This is a genomic window from Streptomyces sp. 135, assembly GCF_020026305.1.
Classification (GTDB): Bacteria; Actinomycetota; Actinomycetes; order Streptomycetales; family Streptomycetaceae; genus Streptomyces.
This window is the reverse complement of sequence record NZ_CP075691.1, coordinates 5,719,675-5,737,545: the sequence shown is the minus strand read 5'-3', so window position 1 is coordinate 5,737,545 and position 17,871 is coordinate 5,719,675. Positions and strand designations below refer to the sequence as shown.

Sequence of the window (17,871 nt, the reverse complement as noted above, 5' to 3'; positions counted from 1 at the left end):
CTGCTGCGCTGGATCTGTACGGGCGCCGCCCTGGGCACCCTGTGCACGACCGCACCCCCCGCCCACGCGGCCCCGGGGCCGGAAGGCCACTCCGTGGCCGCCCTGCTGACAGACCTTCAGCAGCGCTACCGCTTGGCCGAAGAGGCCACGGAGACCTACAACGCCACCGAGGAACAGCTCAAGGAACAACGCGCCAAGGCCGCCGACCTGAACCGGAGGCTGAGCCGGGCCCGCGCCTCGCTGAGCGACAGCCGCGGCGACGCCGGCCGCTTCGCCCGCCAGCAGTACCAGGACGCCACCGGGCTCTCCCCCTACGTACGCCTGCTGCTCGCCCGAGACCCGCAGCGCGCCCTCGACCAGAGCCACGTCATCCAGCGCGTGGCCGCCGGGCGGGCCGCGGCCATCGAGCGGCTGACCGGCGGCGAGAAGAGGGCCGAGGAGCTGGCGGGCGCGGCACAGCGGGCCCTGGACGCCCAGAGCGCCCTGGCCGCCCGGCAGAAGGAGCAGCGGGACAAGGTCGGCGGGCAGCTCAAGGAGGTCCACGAACTGCTCTCCGCGCTCACCCCGGACCAGCTCGCCGCACTGCGGGAGGCGGAGGACGCGGGGACGGCCCGCGCCCAGGAGGAGTTCGTGGCGTCCGGCGCCCTCGGCGGCAGCCCGGCCACGCGCGCGCCCTCCCGGCGGGGCGACAAGGCCCTCGACTTCGCGGTGCGCCAGATCGGACGGCCCTACAAGTGGGGCGCCGAGGGCCCGGACGCGTACGACTGCTCGGGGCTGACGTCGAAGGCCTGGCGGCACGCGGGCCGCGACATCCCCCGGACCAGCCAGGAGCAGTGGGCGAAGCTGCACCGCGTCCCGCTGTCGAAGCTGCGCCCCGGCGACCTCGTCGTCTACTTCCCGAAGGCCACGCACGTAGCGCTGTACCTCGGGGACGGGATGGTTGTGCAGGCGCCGCGCCCCGGCGCCCGCGTCAAGGTGTCACCGGTCGCGGCGAACCCCGTACTCGGCGCGGTGCGGCCCGACCTCGAGAGCCGGCCCCTGCGCCGCTACACCCCGCCGAAGCTGCCCGAGGGGGCGACCTCGGGCAGCGATCTGGGGTACGGCGGCGATCAGGCGCCGGTGGCGACCGACTCCAGGTAGGCGGCGGCCTTGTCCGGGTCGTAGAAGAAGTTCTCGAAGTCGGACGGGTCGTTGAAGCCGTTGGCGAACCGGTCGGCGACCGGCTGGAGCTGCCCGGCCGCACCGAGGATGTTCAGGACGTGCTCCGGCGGGGCGCCCAGCATGGCGTTGGTCCACTTGGTGACCCACTGCGCGGTGTCCCAGTAGCGGTCGAACGCCGACTGCATCCACGCCTCGTCGAACGGCTTGTCGCCGTGCTCGACGATGGAGGAGATGTACGAGGCGGCGCACTTGGACGCCGAGTTGGAGCCCTGCCCGGTGATCGGGTCGTTGGCGACGACGACGTCCGCGACACCGAGGACCAGGCCGCCGCCGGGCAGCCGCCCGATGGGCTTGCGGACGGTGGGGGCGTACCGCCCGGCCAGGGTGCCGCCCGCGTCGGTCAGCTCGACCTTCGTGGCGCGCGCGTACTCCCAGGGCAGGAACTTCTCCAGGAGTTCGAGGGTCAGCGCCAGGTGCTCGCTCGGGTCCTTGACGCCCTGGAAGACGTCGAGGGGGCCGCCGGGGACGCCCTCCCAGAAGAGGATGTCGGCGCGGCCGGAGGTGGTGAGCGTCGGCATGACGAAGAGCTCGCCGACGCCGGGCACGAGGTTGCAGCGCACCGCGTCGAACTCCGGGTGCTCGGGGCGCGGGCCGAGCCCGTGGACGTACGCGACCGACAGCGCGCGCTGCGGCTCGGTGAACGGCGAGCGGGACGCGTCGCGCTCGAACATCGACACCAGTTCGCCCTTGCCCGCCGAGACGAGCACCAGGTCGTAGGCGCGGGAGAAGTAGTCGAGGTCGGAGACGGCCGCACCGTGGATGACGAGCTGGCCGCCGCGCTGGGCGAACGTCTCCATCCAGCCGGCCATCTTCACGCGCTGGTCGACGGACTGGGCGTACCCGTCGAGCTTGCCGACCCAGTCGATGAGGCGGGAGCCGTCGGGTCCGGCGACCGAGACGCCGAGGCCCTCGATCCTCGGGGCCTGCGACTCCCAGAAGTTCGCCTGGATGTCGCGCTCGTGCTGGAGGGCCGTGTGGAACATGCACTGGGTGGACATGACCCGACCGGACCGGATCTCGTCCGCCGTCCGGTTGGACATCAGGGTGACCTCGTACCCCTGTGCCTGGAGCCCGAGGGCGATCTGGAGCCCGGACTGACCGGCTCCTACGACAAGTATCTTCCGCATGGGGGTACTTCTCCTACGTACGTTCTCAAAGAGGCTGAGGCTGTGGGGGGTGGCGTCGGCTACTCGGGGGTGGCGTCCAGCGCGTGGCCCACCAGGGCGAGCAGCGATTCGATGACCGAGATCCGCTGCCGCGCGTCCATGATCAGTACGGGTATGTGCGGCGGCACGGTCAGGGCCTCGCGCACATCGGGCACCTCGAACCTCTCGCTGCCGTCGAAGTGGTTGACGGCCACGATGTACGGCAGCCCGCAGCTCTCGAAGTAGTCGAGCGCGGGGAAGCAGTCGGACAGGCGGCGGGTGTCGGCGAGCACGACGGCGCCGATCGCGCCGCGCACCAGGTCGTCCCACATGAACCAGAAGCGCTGCTGCCCCGGCGTGCCGAAGAGGTACAGCACCAGGTCGTCGTCGAGCGTGATGCGGCCGAAGTCCATGGCGACCGTGGTGGTCGTCTTGTCCGGCGTGCCGCTCAGGTCGTCGGTGTCGGCGCTCGCCTGCGTCATCAGCGCCTCCGTCTGGAGGGGCGTGATCTCGGAGACGGCGGTCACCAGTGTCGTCTTGCCGACGCCGAAGCCGCCCGCCACCACTATCTTCGTGGCGATCGGGGCGCGTGACCTGTCCGTCTGCCAGGCCTGCAACTGACTCTCGTCCTCGACGAGGAGTTCAGAGACGGCGGAGTCCACTCAGCACCCTTTCCAGCAGTGCGCGGTCGGGCTGTCCCGGGCCGTGGCCCGTACCGTACACGCGGATCTTTCCCTGATCGGCGAGGTCGCTGAGGAGTACGCGGACCACGCCGAGCGGCATCTTGAGGAGGGCCGAGATCTCCGCGACCGTGCGCATGCGGCGGCAGATCTCGACGATCGCGCGCATCTCCGGCATGACACGGGTGGAGAGGTCGCCCTTGGGCAGTTGCAGGCGCTCCTCGGCCGCTTCCAGCTCGGGGTTGCTCGCCACGAAGGTCTCGACGAGCAGGACGTGACCGAACCGGGTCCGGCCGCCGGTCAGCGAGTAGGGGCGTACGCGAGCGGGTTTTCGGTCGCCGCCGCGCTGCGGCAGCTTCGGCGTCTTGCTGCTGCGGCTGCTGCTCATCGGGCGCTCTCCATCGACTGGCGCAGCTCGCTGCGGAGTTCGGGGGTGAGGACGTGCCCGGCGCGGCCGACGAAGAGCGCCATGTGGTACGCGACGACGCTCATGTCGCAGTCCGGGGTGGCATGCACGCCGAGCAGCGAGCCGTCGCTGATCGACATGACGAAGAGGCTGCCCTCCGCCATCGCGACCACGGTCTGCTTGACCCCTCCGCCGTCCATCAGCTTGGCGGCGCCGATGGTGAGGGAGCCGAGCCCCGAGACGATGGTGGCCAGGTCGGCGCTGGACCCCTTGGGACCGCTGGGGGCCGTCGCCGGGCGCTCGGCGTTGCGCCCGGGGTCGGAGGAGAGCAGCAGCAGTCCGTCGGAGGAGACCACCGCGACGGAGAGGATTCCGGGCACCTCCTCCACGAGGTTCGTCAGCAGCCAGTGCAGATTGCGGGCTTCGCTGCTCAGGCCGTATGGAGCGGGCGTGGCGGGTGCGGCGGAAGAACTGGGCGTGCGCATGGGCGCAGTCAACTGCTTGCCTCCTCGACTGAGTCCCCCATTACGTCTGCGGCGTTTGTCGTCTTTTCGTTACGTTCGTCAGATGGACCCGGCTGGTCCTTCGGGTCCGACGGGTTCGCCTCCCCGGCGATCTCGGCCTCCACGTCCCGTCGGCCGCTCTGCGCGCCCTGGTGGAAGCCGCCGAGGCGGCGTCGGAGTGCTTCGGCGTCCACGGAACCGCGCGGCTTGGGCGCGGTGCTCGCGGGCGCGGTGATCTTCGGCGTGCGCTTGGGCAGGCCCTTGTCGGTGACGCGTTCCCACTTGGGCGGCGCGGGCACGGCTTCGGCCTGCCGCCCGGCGTCGGTGTGGGTCTCGCTTCCGGGCTGCGGCCCAGCCTCGGCTGCGGCCTCGGGCACGCTTCCGGGCTGCCGCCCGGCCGGGGCTGTGGCTTCGGCTCCGAGCCTGCGGCCGGCCTCGGACCGGGGCTCGCTTCCGGCCTGCGGCCCCGCCTCGGGGGCGGGCTCCGGGGCGGATCCGGCCTTGGCTTCCGGGCCGGCGTCCCCGTCCGCCTCCGGGGCGGCGGGGACCATGAGCTCCATGGTCGTCTCCGCGGACGGCGGCGGCGTGGGCTCGGAGTCGGCGCCGGGCCGGGGCTCGGTCTCGGACCGGGGCTCGGTCTCGGACTGCGGCTCGGCGTCGGCATGGGCGTCGGGCTGCGGCTCGGTCTCGGGGGCGGCCCCGGTCGCCGACGCTTCCTGGAGCTTCGGCAGGGCCGACTCCACGGTGCGCTCGGCCGCCGCGATCAGCGGGTCCTCGCCGGGGGCGGCGGCCGACCGGCCCGGCAGGACGTTGGAGTTGGCCTCGGCCTCCGAGCCGGGCAGGTGCGTCACGGGCTCGCCGCCCCGCGGCGGCGGGACCACCGCGGTCGTCGAGGGCGCCTGCGCCAGGATCGGCTTGGGCAGCACCACGACCGCCGCGACACCGCCCTGCTTCTGCTCCCGCAGCCGCACCCGCACGCCGTGCCGCGCCGCGAGCCGGGCGACGACGTACAGACCGAGGCCGAGGCCGTCCCCGCTCTCCTGGTCGTACGCCGCGTCGGGGTCGAAGTCCGCGAGGCGCGCGTTCAGCTCCTCCATGCGGTCCTTGGTGACACCGATGCCCTCGTCCTGGACGGAGAGCATGACCTCGCCGCTCTCCAGGAGCCACCCGGAGACCTCGACGGAGGCGTCCGGCGGCGAGAACGACGTGGCGTTCTCCAGGAGTTCGGCGGTGAGGTGACTGATGTCGTCCGCGGCGAAACCGGCGACGTGCGCGTGCGGCGGCAGCGTGGCGATGCGTACCCGCTCGTACCGCTCGATCTCGGAGACGGCGGCACGCACGACGTCGACGAGCGGGACCGGCCCCGGGTGCTGGTGGCCGTGCTCGGCGCCCGCGAGGACCAGGAGGTTCTCGCTGTGGCGGCGCATGACCGTGGCGAAGTGGTCGAGCTTGAAGAGCGTGGCGAGACGCTCGGGGTCCTGCTCGCGGTCCTCCAGGTTCTCGATGACGGCGAGCTGGCGCTCGACGAGACCGAGGGTGCGCAGGGCCAGGTTGACGAAGGTGCCGTGGATGGACTGGCGTACGCGGTCCAGGTGCGCCGAGGCCTCGGCCAGTTCGGCGCGCAGGGCCTCGCGCTCGTCGGCCATGGCCTGGCGCTTGCCGATGAGGTGCTTGCGGTCCGCTTCGAGGGTCGTCAGACGCTCGGTCAGGGCGGCGGCGTGGCCGTGCAGGGCGTTGACGGAGCGGACGACCTGGGCGAACTCGTCGTCGCGGCCGGTGAAGCGGATCGGCTCCTGGGGTGCCGGCTCGGTGGCGAGGCGGGCCGAGCCGAGGCGCAGGACGGCCAGCGGACGGGTCAGCGAACGGGCCATCGCCATGGAGACGCCGACCGCGACGAGCAGGCAGACGCCGACGAGCGCGATGCGGATCTCCAGCGCCGTGACGTCGTCGTCGCGCAGCTGGGCGAGGTGCTTGGTGCGCTCGACGCCGAGCGCGGACTCGGCGCCGCGCATCGTCTCGATGCGGGCGGAGAGCGCGGCGTCGACCTTCTTGGGGTCGAGGTCCCGTTCGGCGGCGGAGAGCGTGGCCTGGTCGGTGAGCCGGGCGAGGTACTTCTCGGCGGCGGTGACCTCGGCGCCCGTGACGGTCGACTCGTACGTGACGCGGGCCGGGTCGTCGGCGGCGTCGCGGAAGTCCGCGAGGGCGGCCTTCTCCCGGAGGTGGGCCTGCTGGGCGGCGGCGCTCAGGCCGTCGCGGCGCTTTCCGTCGGCCGGCGATTCGCCCGTGCCGGTGGTCGGCAGTCCCGTGACCGGGTCGACGGTGGTGGACGTGGACGTGGAGGGCCGTACGGCGAGGGCGGCGAGGAGGAGGCCACGGGCGGCGGCGGCCTGCTCGACGGCGTGGTCGAGGTCGGCGAGGGCGAGGGCGCCCTTGTTGGCCTCGGGCGGCAGCTGCTCGGCCAGGTCGCGGGTAAGGCCGTGGAGTTCGGTGATGACCTTCGTGTACGCCTCGTGCGCTTCGAGGGCGGTGCTCTTGCCGGTGAGCGCGGCGCGGCGGACGCCGGCGATGTCGGCGAGGTCGTCGCGCAGCCCGGCGGGGGCGTCGGCGCCGCGCAGCTCGTCGATCTGCCGGTCCACGCGGGCGCTGCGGCTCTCGGACAGGCCCTTGCCCCCAGGGCGGCCCGCGGCGATGAAGGAGGTGACCTCGTCGCGCTCGTCGGCCAGCGAGTGGCCGAGGGAGACGGCCTGCTGGGTCTGCTCGGCGAGGGTGACGAGGCTCTGCGTGTCGTTCAGCCGGCCGGAGGCGGCGACGATGGCGGGCGCACCCGCTCCGGCGATGGCGGCGGCCACCACCGCCACGGCGACGATCAGCCGGTTGCGCACGCGGGCGGTGGGCTTCTTGTGCACGCCGGCGGCAGCCGCGGCAGCGGCCTTGGCGGCGTCCCCGGCGGGGGTGGCCTGCTCGGCCGACGGCGTCGCGGCCCGCCCGCCGGAGGCACCGGGCCGCGCAGTGTGCCCCGCGAGGGTTCCCTGGGCCGCCGCTTGCTCCCCGGGGGCGCCGGACATTCCTGGCCGCCCGCCGGACGCACCGGACTCCATACCCGGCAGCCCACCGGACGCCGTGGACGCACCGGACCCCGCCGTCCGCCCCGCGGAGGCGCCGGGCTCCCCCGCTTGCCCCGCGAGGGTTCCGTGGGTCGTCGCTTGCCCCGCGGACGCACCGGACACTCCCGGCAGCCCGCCGGACCCCGCGGAGGCGCCGGGCGCCGAAGCCTGCCCGTCGGGCGTCGTGGGCACCGTCATGTCAGACCCTCCGGGGCCCTTGGCACGCTCGGTCGGATGGGGCGCGCCCGGCGTGGCCCCTTCCGGGGCCGTCTGCTTGCCTTTGCGCCGAGGCCGCATCTTCTGCACCGGTGCTCGCATTCCTGTTTTTCGTCTGCCCATGTGCCCGGGTGACGATCCGTCAACACGAGCGCGCCCCCGGTACGGCCCCTGACCCTTCCAGTGCCGGTGAGTGGCGGTCGCGCATCGCATGCCTGGCCACCCGAAGGAGTGAACATCGGCGGGGAGTTGGCGGGCAAGTCCCGGTGTGCGGATCACGGGGCATATGCGGTGCGCCGGTTGGACGTCGCCGACCGGTCTTTGGCAGGATGCGCCGCCACACCCCGGCGGAGTTGATCATTCCGGCCCAATTCCGGCGCGTGACCTGCTGGTCCGGGCCAATGCCGGGCCCGTTTCCGGTTCTCACCTGCCCCCGTGAAGGGCTCGTGCAGACTGGCTGAATGCGTATCGAACTCGCCACTGAGCCCGGAGACCCCGCACGCCCCAACGAGGACTACGCGTCGGTCGCGCTTCCCGCTTCCGGACAGGGCGGATCGCTCGTCCTCCTGGACGGCGTGACCCCACCGGAGGGGTCCATGGGCTGTCTGCATTCCGTTCCCTGGTTCACGGCGCGACTCGGCGGCGCACTGGGCGAACTGTCCGTTTCGCGACGGGATATGACGCTCCCTGAGGTCCTGTCGGCCGCCATCACGCGTACCGCCGACGCCCATAGTTCAACCTGTGACCTTTCTCACCCGCGCACACCTCAGGCAACGGTGGTGCTCATGCGGTGGGACGCCGAGCGCGTCGAGCATCTGGTCCTGTCCGACTCGGCGCTCCTCATGACGGGCGAGGGCGGCGACGTGACCGCCATCCTCGACCGCCGCCTCGCCGAACTGCCGCCCGCCGTCCAGGCCCTGCGCGACCAGGTGCGCGCCCTGCCGCGCGGCTCGGCGGAGCGGGAGGTGGCGGGCCGGGCCTACGGGGCGGCGGTCGAGGCGCTGCGCAACGCCGAGGACGGCTTCTTCACGGCCGCGGCGGACCCCTCGGCCGCGGCGCGCGCGGTCACCGGCGAGACGCCGCGGGCGGACGTGACGGCGGTGGCGGCGCTCACCGACGGGGCGGCGCGCTGGGTCGAGACCTTCCGCGAGGGCGACTGGGCGGAGTGCTTCGCGCTGCTGCGCAAGGAGGGCCCGCAGCACCTCCTCGACCGGGTGCGCGAGTTGGAGCACGCCGATCCCGACCGCCTCGCCTTCCCGCGCGGCAAGCGCCACGACGACGCCGCGGCGGTGTACGTGGAGCTGTGACCGGCGCTCACCCGGTCACGGGCGCCCCCGGCTCATGACTCGGCGCTCGCGTTCAGCTGGCCGAGCAGCCGGGCCAGTTCGGCGACCTCCGACCGGTCCCAGCCCTGGAGTTGGCGCACGTACCGCGCGCGGCGGGCGGCGCGCACCGTGCGGAAGCGGGTGCGGCCGTCGGGCGTGAGCCGGATGAGCCAGGCGCGGCCGTCGGCGGGGTCGGGTTCGCGGGAGACCAGGCCGAGTTCCTCCATGGCCCGCAGCTGACGGCTCATCGTCGCCTTGCCGACCCCGATGTACGCGGCGAGGTCGGTGGCCCGCTGCGGCCCCGAGTCGTCCAGGCAGACGAGGAGGCCGTACGCGGCGGGCTCCAGGTCGGGGTGTACCTGGCGCGCCATCTCGCCGGAGGAGGCCCGCGCGCGGCGCATCAGGAGCGACAACTCCCGTTCCAGGGAGAGGAACTCGCGGTCCACCCCCGGTTCGGCGTCACCGTACGCCCCGTCCTTCACGCCCTTCTTTGCAGCACCCATGTCCCGCTTTCCCGATTCTGAAAGTTATCGCCGGAAGACTCTCGCGCCGCGGGCGCGGCGCCAGCGGCCTGACCAGTATTTCGCAAGGTCAAAACCGTGCCGCTCCCACGGCACCGCCACAGGAGTGGACCAACGGCACCACTCTGACCCCCTTCCCCCGCGGCGGTCTACGTGCGTAGCTTTTCAAGTGACATGTTCACACCATGAACCTGTCGCAAGGTCCCCCCAGAGCACCACCGAGGCCTTCGGAGGCACGCAGATGTCCGTGCACAGACCCGGCCCCTCCCGCCGCTCCCGCCCCGCCCGCTTCTCGCCGGCGGCGGTCCTCCTCGCAGTCCTGTCCGCCCTCTCCCTCCTCCTGACGCTCCCCACGGCGGCCCAGGCGGACGACGTCCCCCCGCGCGGCTCCGCCCGCCTCGGCCAGGGCGTCATCGAACACGACGGCCAGGGCGGTCTGCCCACCGGCGGCGGCGCCACCCAGACCGAGGGCGTCGACGTCAGCAGCCACCAGGGCAACGTCGCCTGGTCCACGCTCTGGAACAGCGGCGTGAAGTGGGCCTACGTGAAGGCCACCGAGGGCACGTACTACAAGAACCCCTACTTCGCCCAGCAGTACAACGGTTCGTACAACGTGGGCATGATCCGCGGCGCGTACCACTTCGCGACGCCCGACACCGCGAGCGGCGCCGCCCAGGCCAACTACTTCGTGGACAACGGCGGCGGCTGGTCCCGCGACGGCAGGACGCTCCCCGGCGCGCTGGACATCGAGTGGAACCCGTACGGGGCGGCCTGCTTCGGCAAGACGCAGTCCGGCATGGTCAGCTGGATCCGGGACTTCTTGAACACGTACAAGGCGCGCACGGGCCGCGATGCCGTGATCTACACCGCCACCAGCTGGTGGAAGCAGTGCACCGGCAACTACGGCGGCTTCGGCGCCAGCAACCCGCTGTGGATCGCCCGCTACGACACCAGCCCGGGCGAACTCCCCGCCGGCTGGGGCTTCCACACCATGTGGCAGTACACCTCCTCCGGGCCGACGGTCGGTGACCACAACAAGTTCAACGGCGCCTACGACAGGGTCCAGGCGCTCGCCAACGGCTGAGCCCGCAAGAGCCCATGCCCGAGCACGCGAACGGCGGCCGCCCCGTGGACCGGGACGGCCGCCGTTGTGCCGCGCTACGCCGCGACCGGCGCCTTCACCTCGCCCACCGTGGCTTCGGTGAGGGCCAGTTCGAGCACCTGGCGCACATCGGTCACCGCGTGCACGTCCAGCTTCTCGAGGACCTCGGCCGGGACGTCGTCGAGGTCCGGCTCGTTCCGCTTCGGGATGATCACCGTGGTGATGCCCGCGCGGTGCGCGGCCAGCAGCTTCTGCTTGACGCCGCCGATCGGCAGCACCCGGCCGGTCAGCGAGACCTCGCCGGTCATGGCCACGTCGGTGCGGACCAGCCGGCCGCTGAGCAGGGAGGCGAGGGCCGTCGTCATCGTGACGCCCGCGCTCGGCCCGTCCTTCGGCACCGCGCCCGCCGGGAAGTGGATGTGCACGCCCCGGTCCTTCAGGTCGGCGACCGGCAGCTCCAGTTCGGCTCCGTGCGAGCGCAGGAAGCTCAGCGCGATCTGCGCCGACTCCTTCATCACGTCGCCGAGCTGGCCGGTGAGCGTGAGCCCCGAGGCCCCGGTCTCCGGGTCGGCGAGGGACGCCTCCACGAACAGCACGTCGCCGCCCGCCCCGGTGACCGCGAGCCCGGTGGCCACACCCGGCACCGCCGTGCGGCGCTCGGCCGGGTCCTGGGCGGACTCCGGCACGTGGTGCGGCCGCCCGATCAGGTCGCGCAGATCCTCGTCCGTGACGGTGAGGGGCAGCTCGCGCTCACCCAGTTCGTGCTGGGCCGCCACCTTGCGCAGCAGCCGCGCCACCGAGCGCTCCAGGTTGCGTACGCCCGCTTCGCGCGTGTACTCCCCCGCCAGCTTGCGCAGCGCGCTCTCGTCGAGGGTCACCTCGTCCTTTTCCAGGCCCGCCCGGTCCAGCTGGCGCGGGAGCAGGTGGTCGCGGGCGATGACGATCTTCTCGTCCTCGGTGTAGCCGTCGAGACGGACCAGCTCCATGCGGTCGAGCAGGGCCTCCGGGATGGCTTCGAGGACGTTGGCCGTCGCCAGGAAGACGACGTCGCTCAGGTCCAGCTCCACCTCCAGGTAGTGGTCCCGGAAGGTGTGGTTCTGCGCCGGGTCGAGGACTTCGAGGAGGGCGGCGGCCGGGTCGCCCCGGAAGTCCGAGCCCACCTTGTCGATCTCGTCGAGGAGCACGACCGGGTTCATGGACCCGGCCTCCTTGATGGCCCGCACGATCCGGCCGGGCAGCGCGCCCACGTACGTGCGGCGGTGACCGCGGATCTCCGCCTCGTCGCGTACGCCGCCGAGCGCGACCCGCACGAACTTGCGGCCCATGGCGTGCGCGACGGACTCGCCGAGCGAGGTCTTGCCGACGCCGGGCGGACCGACGAGGGCCAGCACGGCGCCGCCGCGGCGCCCGCCGACGACCCCGAGGCCGCGGTCGGCGCGGCGCTTGCGCACCGCCAGGTACTCGGTGATGCGCTCCTTCACGTCCTGGAGCCCGGCGTGCTCGGCGTCGAGGATCTCCTGGGCGCCCTTGATGTCGTACGCGTCCTCGGTGCGTTCGTTCCAGGGCAGTTCCAGGACGGTGTCGAGCCACGTCCTGATCCACGAGCCCTCGGGCGACTGGTCGCTGGCGCGCTCCAGCTTGTCGACCTCCTTGAGGGCGGCCTCGCGGACCTTCTCGGGCAGGTCGGCGGCCTCGACGCGGGCCCGGTAGTCGTCGGACTCCTCGGCCGAGTCCTTGCTGTCGCCGTTGAGCTCGCGCAGCTCCTTGCGTACGGCGTCCAGCTGGCGCCGCAGCAGGAATTCGCGCTGCTGCTTGTCGACGCCCTCCTGGACGTCCTTGGCGATCGTCTCGGCGACGTCCTGCTCGGCGAGGTGCTCGCGCAGCTGGGCGGTGGCGAGCTTGAGGCGGGCGACGGCGTCCTCGGTCTCCAGGAGTTCGATCTTCTGCTGGACGGTGAGGAAGGGTGAGTAGCCGGAGTTGTCGGCAAGCGCGGAAACATCGTCGATCTGCGTCACGCGATCGACGACCTGCCAGGCGCCACGCTTCTTCAGCCAGCTGGTGGCGAGCGCCTTGTACTCCTTGACCAGCTCGGTGACGGCGCCGGGGAGGGGTTCGGGGACGGAGTCGTCGAGCTTCTGGCCCTCGACCCACAGGGCGCCGCCGGGCCCGGTCGTACCGGCGCCGATGCGCACGCGGCTCCGGCCCCGGATGAGGGCGCCGGGGTCGCCGTCGGAGAGCCGTCCGACCTGCTCGACGGTGCCGAGGACGCCGGTCGCGGCGTACGTGCCGTCGATGCGCGGAACAAGCAGCACCTTGGGCTTGCTGTCGCCCTCGGAGCGGGCCGCGGCCTGGGCCGCCTCCACCGCGGCGCGCACCTCGGCGTCGGAGAGGTCGAACGGGACCACCATGCCGGGCAGGACCACCTCGTCGTCGAGCGGCAGCACAGGCAGAGTGAGCGTTGTGTTCGAGCTGTACGAGGCGGACTCAGTAGCCATGATCTCCCTTTCGGCATTCAAGTTGAGCTGTACCGACTCAATGCTTATGAGCGCCGCAATGTTCCCCAAGCGTTGTTCGCTCTCAGCGATCAGGGCGCCACACAGCGCCCCGCCCGGATCGCCCTCTGTACGGACCGGCGTTCCCTCGGGACCGTGGAGGCTTGCCGACTCTCACGGAGGAGACCCACGGTGGACGGACCCGACCTCGCCGGACAGCTCATGGAGAACGCCCTCGGTCACCTGTTCTCCGCGGCGCTGCGTACGGCGGCCCGCTGCCGCGTCGCCGACCACCTGGCGGCCGGGCCGCGCACCGCCGAGGAGCTGGCGGAGCTGACCGACACCCACGCCGGGCATCTGCGCCGCGTCCTGCGCTATCTCGCCACGCGCGACGTCTTCCGCGAGGACGAGGCGGGCGCCTTCCACCTCACGCCGCTCGCGGAACCGCTGCGCACGGACGTGCCGCACTCGCAGCACGCGGCGGTCGTGATGCTGACCGACGAGGCGTTCCAGCGGACCTCGGCGGGCCTGGAGGAGACGGTGCGCAAGGAGGGGCCGTCCTTCGAGCGGACCTTCGGGCAGCCGTTCTTCGCGTATCTGGCCGGGGACCCGGCGCTGCGGGAGCTGTTCGACGCCGGCATGACGTCGCTCTCGGGGCCGATCGACGCGGCGGTCGCGGGGACGTACCCCTTTCCCGAGCAGGGCACGGTGGTGGACGTCGGCGGCGGGCGCGGCAACCTCCTGAGGACGCTGCTGCGCGGGCGGCCCGGCCTGACCGGGGTCCTCTTCGACCAGACCCCGGCGATCAGCACGCACCTGCTGAGCGGGGACGAGGCCGTGCGGGGCCGCTGGAGCGCCGAGTCCGGGGACTTCTTCACGGAGGTCCCCAAGGGGGGTGACCTCTACGTCCTCAAGCACGTCCTGCACGACTGGCCGGACGACGCCTGTCTGCGGATCCTGCGCAACTGCCGGGCGGCGATGGCGCCCGGCGCCCGCCTCCTGATCGTCGAAGCGGTGCTGCCCGAGGGCAACGGTCCGCACCCCGGCAAGACGCTGGACGTCGCCATGGCGGCGATCGTGGACGGCCGGGAGCGGACGGAGGCCGAGTTCACCGCGCTGCTCTCGGCGGCGGGGTTCACGCTGGCCCGGATCGTGCCGACGGCGACGTGGCCTTCCGTGCTGGAGGCGGTGCCCGCCGGGCTCAGCGGCGGCGCGGGGCCGGCCGAGCGGGAGCCAGGAACGGACGGCCGCGCCTGAGCAGGGGCCAGGTGCAGACGCCGACCGCGAGCGCGAGCAGGTGCCCCCAGTTCGTCATGGGGTCGGTGAACGCGATCAGGTCCTCCACCAGCATCCAGCCGAAGCCGGCGAGGACGGCCCACCGCAGCCACGGCGTGAGCAGTCCCGCGAGGGCGCCGATACTGGCGGCCACGCCGAAGCTGATCCCGTAGTCGAGGCGGTGCAGCGAGCTGCCGGGCAGATGGCCCGCGAGGACGGACAGACCGACCGGGACCTCCGTCGCGAGGGTGGCGACGACGTGCCCGAGCAGGAAGACCCCGGCGGTGCGCAGGCCGCCGATGCGGCGCTCCAGCGCGGTGAGGACCAGCAGGAAGGCGACGGCGTACGGCGAGGTGATGCCGCCCGCGACCCACAGGGCACTGGCGACGAGGACCAGGAGGGGGTTGTGCGCGAGGTGCGCGACGTCGGTGCTCGAGCCGCGCAGCAACGCGTCGACCAGCTGCGGGTCGGCGTAGCGCCCGAGCAACGAGGTGGCGGTGAGAACGAGCGCGTACCCGAAGGTGAAGGGCGTACGACGCGGGCCGGGCAACAGCCGCCAGAGGCGGGGCCGGGGGCGTGTGACGGCGGGCGCGGCGGCCTTGGCAGCGGGCGCGGATCCGGTGACAGCGGGCACAGGCCGGTCGGCAATCGGCGTGGCGGTCATGCCAGCGGGCGCGGAGGCGGTGGCCGCGGGCCCGGCCTCGGCCCGGGGGTGCGGGTCCGGCTGTCGGGGGATCGCGTTCAGGGCGGGCGGCTCACGGTCCCCCGGCGCACGGGCGACGTCGGTGGTGCCGGCGGTGTCCAGGGGCTCGACGCTCTGGTTCACGGGTGAGGCGCTCCTTCCGTCCCGCCCTACCCTCTGCCCATTTTTCGACTGCTGTCCATTGACCGGCGCCACGTGGGACGCGATTCACAGCAACCCCAGGGGTCACTTCCGCGTCACCGGCGGCCTCCCGAGCCGCCGAAAAGCCGCCCGCGCCCCGTCCCGCCGCTCCTACGCTGTGGCCCATGCGCACCCACACCACCGCCCCCGTCGTCCTCGACCGGCGCGAGGGCCCGTGCGGCGAGGTCGTACTGCGGCGCCACGGTGAGCTGCTCCAGATCATCGCCAACGGCTGCTTCCTGATGGACACCTCCGACGGCCGCTCCGAGCGGCTGCTCGTCGACGCGGCGCGGGACTCCCTCGACGGCCGTCCGGGACCCGCCGTGCTGATCGGCGGCCTCGGCGTCGGCTTCTCCCTCGCGCACGCCGCCGCCGACCCCCGCTGGGGCCGCATCACCGTGGTCGAGCGCGAGGCCGCCATCATCGACTGGCACCGGTCGGGACCGCTCGCCGAGCTGTCCGCCGCCGCGCTCGCGGATCCGCGTACGCGAATTCTTCACACCGATCTCGTCACCTACATCAACGGGGCGGCGGAACCGCTCTCCGGCACCCCGGAGACGTACGACGCGCTCTGTCTGGACATCGACAACGGACCCGACTGGACGGTGACGGAGGGCAACAACTCCCTTTACTCACCTGCCGGTCTGGCAGCCTGCAAAGCCCGTCTCACCCCCGGCGGAGTGCTCGCCGTGTGGTCCGCCAAGCCCTCGTCCGCTTTCGACGACGCTCTACGGAATGCCGGATTCCATCAGGTACGCACCGAAGAGATCGCCGTTGCCCGAGGCGTCCCCGACGTCGTGCATCTCGGCGTAAGGGCTGCGTAGCCGAGGTGCCTTCGCGACCCGTACCCTGCTGACCGAACACAAGCGATCAGTGTCAGGGGCGGGCGATGGAGCAGACACACACCTCCCACAACGGCGCGACGGCGGCGACACCCGGCGCCCAGCGGCGGGTCCTGGTGGTCGAGGACGACCCGACGATCGTCGACGCCATCGCCGCCCGGCTGCGTGCCGAGGGTTTTGTTGTGCAAACGGCCGGGGACGGCCCTTCGGCGGTCGACACGGCCCAGGCCTGGCAGCCCGACCTGCTCATCCTCGACATCATGCTGCCGGGCTTCGACGGCCTGGAGGTGTGCCGCCGGGTCCAGGCCCAGCGGCCCGTCCCGGTCCTCATGCTCACCGCACGTGACGACGAGACGGACATGCTGGTCGGACTCGGCGTGGGCGCCGACGACTACATGACCAAACCGTTCTCCATGCGGGAGCTCGCGGCCCGCGTGCACGTCCTGCTCCGCAGGGTCGAGCGGGCCGCACTCGCCGCGACCACGCCCCGCAGCGGCATCCTGCGCCTGGGCGAACTGGAGATCGACCACGCCCAGCGGCGTGTGCGCGTGCGCAGCGAGGACGTCCATCTGACGCCCACCGAGTTCGACCTGCTGGTCTGCCTGGCCAACACCCCGCGCGCCGTCCTCTCCCGCGAGCAGCTGCTCGCCGAGGTCTGGGACTGGGCCGACGCCTCCGGCACCCGCACCGTCGACAGCCACATCAAGGCGCTGCGCCGCAAGATCGGCGCCGAGCGGATCCGGACGGTGCACGGCGTGGGCTACGCCCTAGAGACCCCGGCACCGTGAGGCCGGTCCTGCCATGAGCGGGCCTTTCGGGTCTTTTCAGGGGCTGCGGCCGTTCTCCATCAAGACGAAGCTCGGGGCCCTCGTGGTCGTCTCCGTCTTCATCACCACGGGCCTGCTCCTGGTGGCCATGAAGACCCAGACCGAGCTGCGCTTCATCACCGTCTTCTCGGTGATCGCCACGCTGCTGATCACGCAGTTCGTGGCGCACAGCCTCACCGCGCCGCTGGACGAGATGAACGCGGTGGCCCGCGCCGTGAGCCACGGCGACTACACGCGCCGGGTGCGCGGCGCCGACCGGCGCGACGAGCTGGGCGACGTGGCCACCACGATCAACGCCATGGCAGACGACCTGGAGGCCCAGGACACCCAGCGCAAGGAGCTCGTGGCCAACGTCAGCCATGAGCTGCGCACCCCCATCGCGGCCCTGCGCGCCGTCCTGGAGAACGTCGTGGACGGGGTCTCCGCCGCCGACCCCGAGACGATGCGCACCGCCCTGAAGCAGACCGAGCGCCTCGGCCGCCTGGTGGAGACGCTCCTTGACCTCTCCCGCCTCGACAACGGCGTCGTACCGCTGAAGGCCCGCCGCTTCGAGGTCTGGCCGTATCTGTCGGGCGTACTGAAGGAGGCCAACATGGTGGCCTCCGCGCGCGCGGCCATGGCCTCGGGCTCCGGCAGCCACACGCGTACGGACGTCCACCTGCACCTGGACGTCTCGCCCCCGGAGCTGACGGCGCACGCGGACGCGGAGCGCCTGCACCAGGTCGTGGCGAACCTCATCGACAACGCGGTCAAGCACAGCCCGCCGCACGGCCGGGTGACGGTGCGGGCCCGGCGCGGCCCCTACCCCGAGTCCCTGGACCTGGAGGTGCTCGACGAGGGCCCCGGAATCCCTCAGTCCGAGTGGCACCGGGTCTTCGAGCGGTTCAACCGGGGCGGCCACGCGGGCGCCCCCGCCAAGGGCTCGGCCATCGACGGCGGCACCGGCCTCGGCCTCGCCATCGCGCGCTGGGCCGTCGATCTGCACGGCGGCCACATCGGGGTGGCCGAATCCCCGCGCGGCTGTCGCATCCAGGTCACTCTTCCGGGCCTGTCCGAAGCGTGAAGTTGACGTAGGGTTCGAAGCGGAAGCGATTCACCGGCGTCCTCGTGGGCACTCGGGAGCCGCCGCCGCGCGTAGACGCCCCTCTGGCGTACCCGCGCGGCCATCTCGCGTTGCGGAACCTCGCTTGTTTCCCGCCATTTACACCCCCGAAACCCTTCCTCCAGTGTGACTTACGCGACGGATCACGGGCCCGGTCTGCACCTCACGCCGATGGAGGCGTAGCCTTTATTTCCGCTGTCCATCACCTTGTGAAGCGGAAGAGGGCG

The 17,871-nt window shown here is 72.4% G+C and carries 15 protein-coding genes; 7 read left to right on the top strand and 8 right to left on the bottom strand.

What is annotated here, in order from left to right; translation table 11 throughout:
• The first annotated feature begins 30 nt into the window (after nt 1–30).
• On the top strand, nt 31–1,140 hold the full coding sequence (locus KKZ08_RS26075) for a C40 family peptidase (protein ID WP_223779196.1): 1,110 nt from the start codon (nt 31–33) through the stop codon (nt 1,138–1,140).
• Here the strand turns inward: KKZ08_RS26075 and KKZ08_RS26070 are convergent.
• The 5 genes from KKZ08_RS26070 to KKZ08_RS26050 are packed head-to-tail and all read right to left on the bottom strand — an operon-like array spanning nt 1,110 to nt 7,257.
• A complete protein-coding gene (locus tag KKZ08_RS26070; RefSeq protein ID WP_223776741.1) occupies nt 1,110–2,348 on the bottom strand; it encodes a styrene monooxygenase/indole monooxygenase family protein in 1,239 nt (412 codons plus the stop codon). The genes KKZ08_RS26075 and KKZ08_RS26070 overlap by 31 nt on opposite strands.
• A gap of 59 nt (nt 2,349–2,407) precedes the next feature.
• On the bottom strand, nt 2,408–3,028 hold the full coding sequence (locus KKZ08_RS26065) for an ATP/GTP-binding protein (RefSeq protein ID WP_223776740.1): 621 nt from the start codon (nt 3,026–3,028) through the stop codon (nt 2,408–2,410).
• A complete protein-coding gene (locus KKZ08_RS26060; protein ID WP_223776739.1) occupies nt 3,009–3,434 on the bottom strand; it encodes a DUF742 domain-containing protein in 426 nt (141 codons plus the stop codon). Before KKZ08_RS26060 ends, KKZ08_RS26065 begins: the two co-directional genes overlap by 20 nt.
• Nucleotides 3,431–3,937, bottom strand: coding sequence for a roadblock/LC7 domain-containing protein (locus KKZ08_RS26055; protein WP_223776738.1), 507 nt, complete (start codon nt 3,935–3,937; stop codon nt 3,431–3,433). Before KKZ08_RS26055 ends, KKZ08_RS26060 begins: the two co-directional genes overlap by 4 nt.
• Before the next feature lie 8 nt (nt 3,938–3,945).
• The gene (locus KKZ08_RS26050; protein ID WP_223776737.1) at nt 3,946–7,257 is read right to left on the bottom strand and encodes a nitrate- and nitrite sensing domain-containing protein; all 3,312 of its coding nucleotides are present in this window, start codon (nt 7,255–7,257) and stop codon (nt 3,946–3,948) included.
• A gap of 479 nt (nt 7,258–7,736) precedes the next feature.
• On the opposite strand from KKZ08_RS26050, the gene KKZ08_RS26045 reads away from it, so the two are divergent.
• A complete protein-coding gene (locus KKZ08_RS26045) occupies nt 7,737–8,582 on the top strand; it encodes a protein phosphatase 2C domain-containing protein (protein WP_223776736.1) in 846 nt (281 codons plus the stop codon).
• A 32-nt stretch (nt 8,583–8,614) separates the two neighbouring features.
• Here KKZ08_RS26045 and KKZ08_RS26040 read toward each other — a convergent pair whose 3' ends face one another.
• Complete coding sequence (locus tag KKZ08_RS26040; protein WP_223776735.1) at nt 8,615–9,103, bottom strand: MarR family transcriptional regulator; 489 nt, start codon at nt 9,101–9,103, stop codon at nt 8,615–8,617.
• 259 nt (nt 9,104–9,362) lie between these two features.
• Here KKZ08_RS26040 and KKZ08_RS26035 point away from each other — a divergent pair, with 259 nt between their 5' ends.
• The gene (locus KKZ08_RS26035; protein ID WP_223776734.1) at nt 9,363–10,205 is read left to right on the top strand and encodes a lysozyme; all 843 of its coding nucleotides are present in this window, start codon (nt 9,363–9,365) and stop codon (nt 10,203–10,205) included.
• Between the two features lie 74 nt (nt 10,206–10,279).
• On the opposite strand, the gene lon is transcribed toward KKZ08_RS26035, so the two are convergent.
• A complete protein-coding gene (gene lon, locus KKZ08_RS26030) occupies nt 10,280–12,718 on the bottom strand; it encodes an endopeptidase La (protein WP_223776733.1) in 2,439 nt (812 codons plus the stop codon).
• 189 nt (nt 12,719–12,907) lie between these two features.
• Here lon and KKZ08_RS26025 point away from each other — a divergent pair, with 189 nt between their 5' ends.
• Nucleotides 12,908–13,972 (top strand): acetylserotonin O-methyltransferase, encoded by a 1,065-nt coding sequence (locus KKZ08_RS26025; RefSeq protein WP_223776732.1) that lies wholly within the window; start codon nt 12,908–12,910, stop codon nt 13,970–13,972.
• On the opposite strand, the gene KKZ08_RS26020 is transcribed toward KKZ08_RS26025, so the two are convergent.
• Nucleotides 13,917–14,816, bottom strand: a complete 900-nt coding sequence (locus KKZ08_RS26020; RefSeq protein WP_223776731.1) for a rhomboid-like protein — start codon at nt 14,814–14,816, stop codon at nt 13,917–13,919. The genes KKZ08_RS26025 and KKZ08_RS26020 overlap by 56 nt on opposite strands.
• 182 nt (nt 14,817–14,998) lie before the next feature.
• Here KKZ08_RS26020 and KKZ08_RS26015 point away from each other — a divergent pair, with 182 nt between their 5' ends.
• The 3 genes from KKZ08_RS26015 to KKZ08_RS26005 all read left to right on the top strand — a co-directional run bounded on the left by KKZ08_RS26015 (nt 14,999) and on the right by KKZ08_RS26005 (nt 17,605).
• Nucleotides 14,999–15,697 carry a spermidine synthase gene (locus KKZ08_RS26015; RefSeq protein WP_223776730.1) on the top strand — a complete coding sequence of 233 codons (699 nt, stop codon included), beginning with the start codon at nt 14,999–15,001 and terminating at the stop codon, nt 15,695–15,697.
• Nucleotides 15,698–15,762: 65 nt separating this feature from the next.
• Entirely contained in the window at nt 15,763–16,503 is a 741-nt protein-coding gene (locus KKZ08_RS26010; protein WP_223776729.1) for a response regulator transcription factor, read from the top strand.
• Nucleotides 16,504–16,516: 13 nt separating this feature from the next.
• Nucleotides 16,517–17,605 (top strand): HAMP domain-containing sensor histidine kinase, encoded by a 1,089-nt coding sequence (locus KKZ08_RS26005; protein WP_223776728.1) that lies wholly within the window; start codon nt 16,517–16,519, stop codon nt 17,603–17,605.
• Nucleotides 17,606–17,871: the final 266 nt, after the last annotated feature.

What these genes read in the sequence shown, in the direction of transcription:
- KKZ08_RS26035 (WP_223776734.1), top strand. Translation starts at nt 9,363, where the DNA reads ATGTCCGTGCACAGACCCGGCCCCTCCCGCCGCTCCCGCCCCGCCCGC.
- KKZ08_RS26005 (WP_223776728.1), top strand. Translation starts at nt 16,517, where the DNA reads ATGAGCGGGCCTTTCGGGTCTTTTCAGGGGCTGCGGCCGTTCTCCATC.
- KKZ08_RS26060 (WP_223776739.1), bottom strand. Translation starts at nt 3,434, where the DNA reads ATGAGCAGCAGCCGCAGCAGCAAGACGCCGAAGCTGCCGCAGCGCGGC.
- lon (WP_223776733.1), bottom strand. Translation starts at nt 12,718, where the DNA reads ATGGCTACTGAGTCCGCCTCGTACAGCTCGAACACAACGCTCACTCTG.
- KKZ08_RS26045 (WP_223776736.1), top strand. Translation starts at nt 7,737, where the DNA reads ATGCGTATCGAACTCGCCACTGAGCCCGGAGACCCCGCACGCCCCAAC.
- KKZ08_RS26040 (WP_223776735.1), bottom strand. Translation starts at nt 9,103, where the DNA reads ATGGGTGCTGCAAAGAAGGGCGTGAAGGACGGGGCGTACGGTGACGCC.
- KKZ08_RS26070 (WP_223776741.1), bottom strand. Translation starts at nt 2,348, where the DNA reads ATGCGGAAGATACTTGTCGTAGGAGCCGGTCAGTCCGGGCTCCAGATC.
- KKZ08_RS26055 (WP_223776738.1), bottom strand. Translation starts at nt 3,937, where the DNA reads ATGCGCACGCCCAGTTCTTCCGCCGCACCCGCCACGCCCGCTCCATAC.
- KKZ08_RS26010 (WP_223776729.1), top strand. Translation starts at nt 15,763, where the DNA reads ATGGAGCAGACACACACCTCCCACAACGGCGCGACGGCGGCGACACCC.
- KKZ08_RS26050 (WP_223776737.1), bottom strand. Translation starts at nt 7,257, where the DNA reads ATGACGGTGCCCACGACGCCCGACGGGCAGGCTTCGGCGCCCGGCGCC.
- KKZ08_RS26015 (WP_223776730.1), top strand. Translation starts at nt 14,999, where the DNA reads ATGCGCACCCACACCACCGCCCCCGTCGTCCTCGACCGGCGCGAGGGC.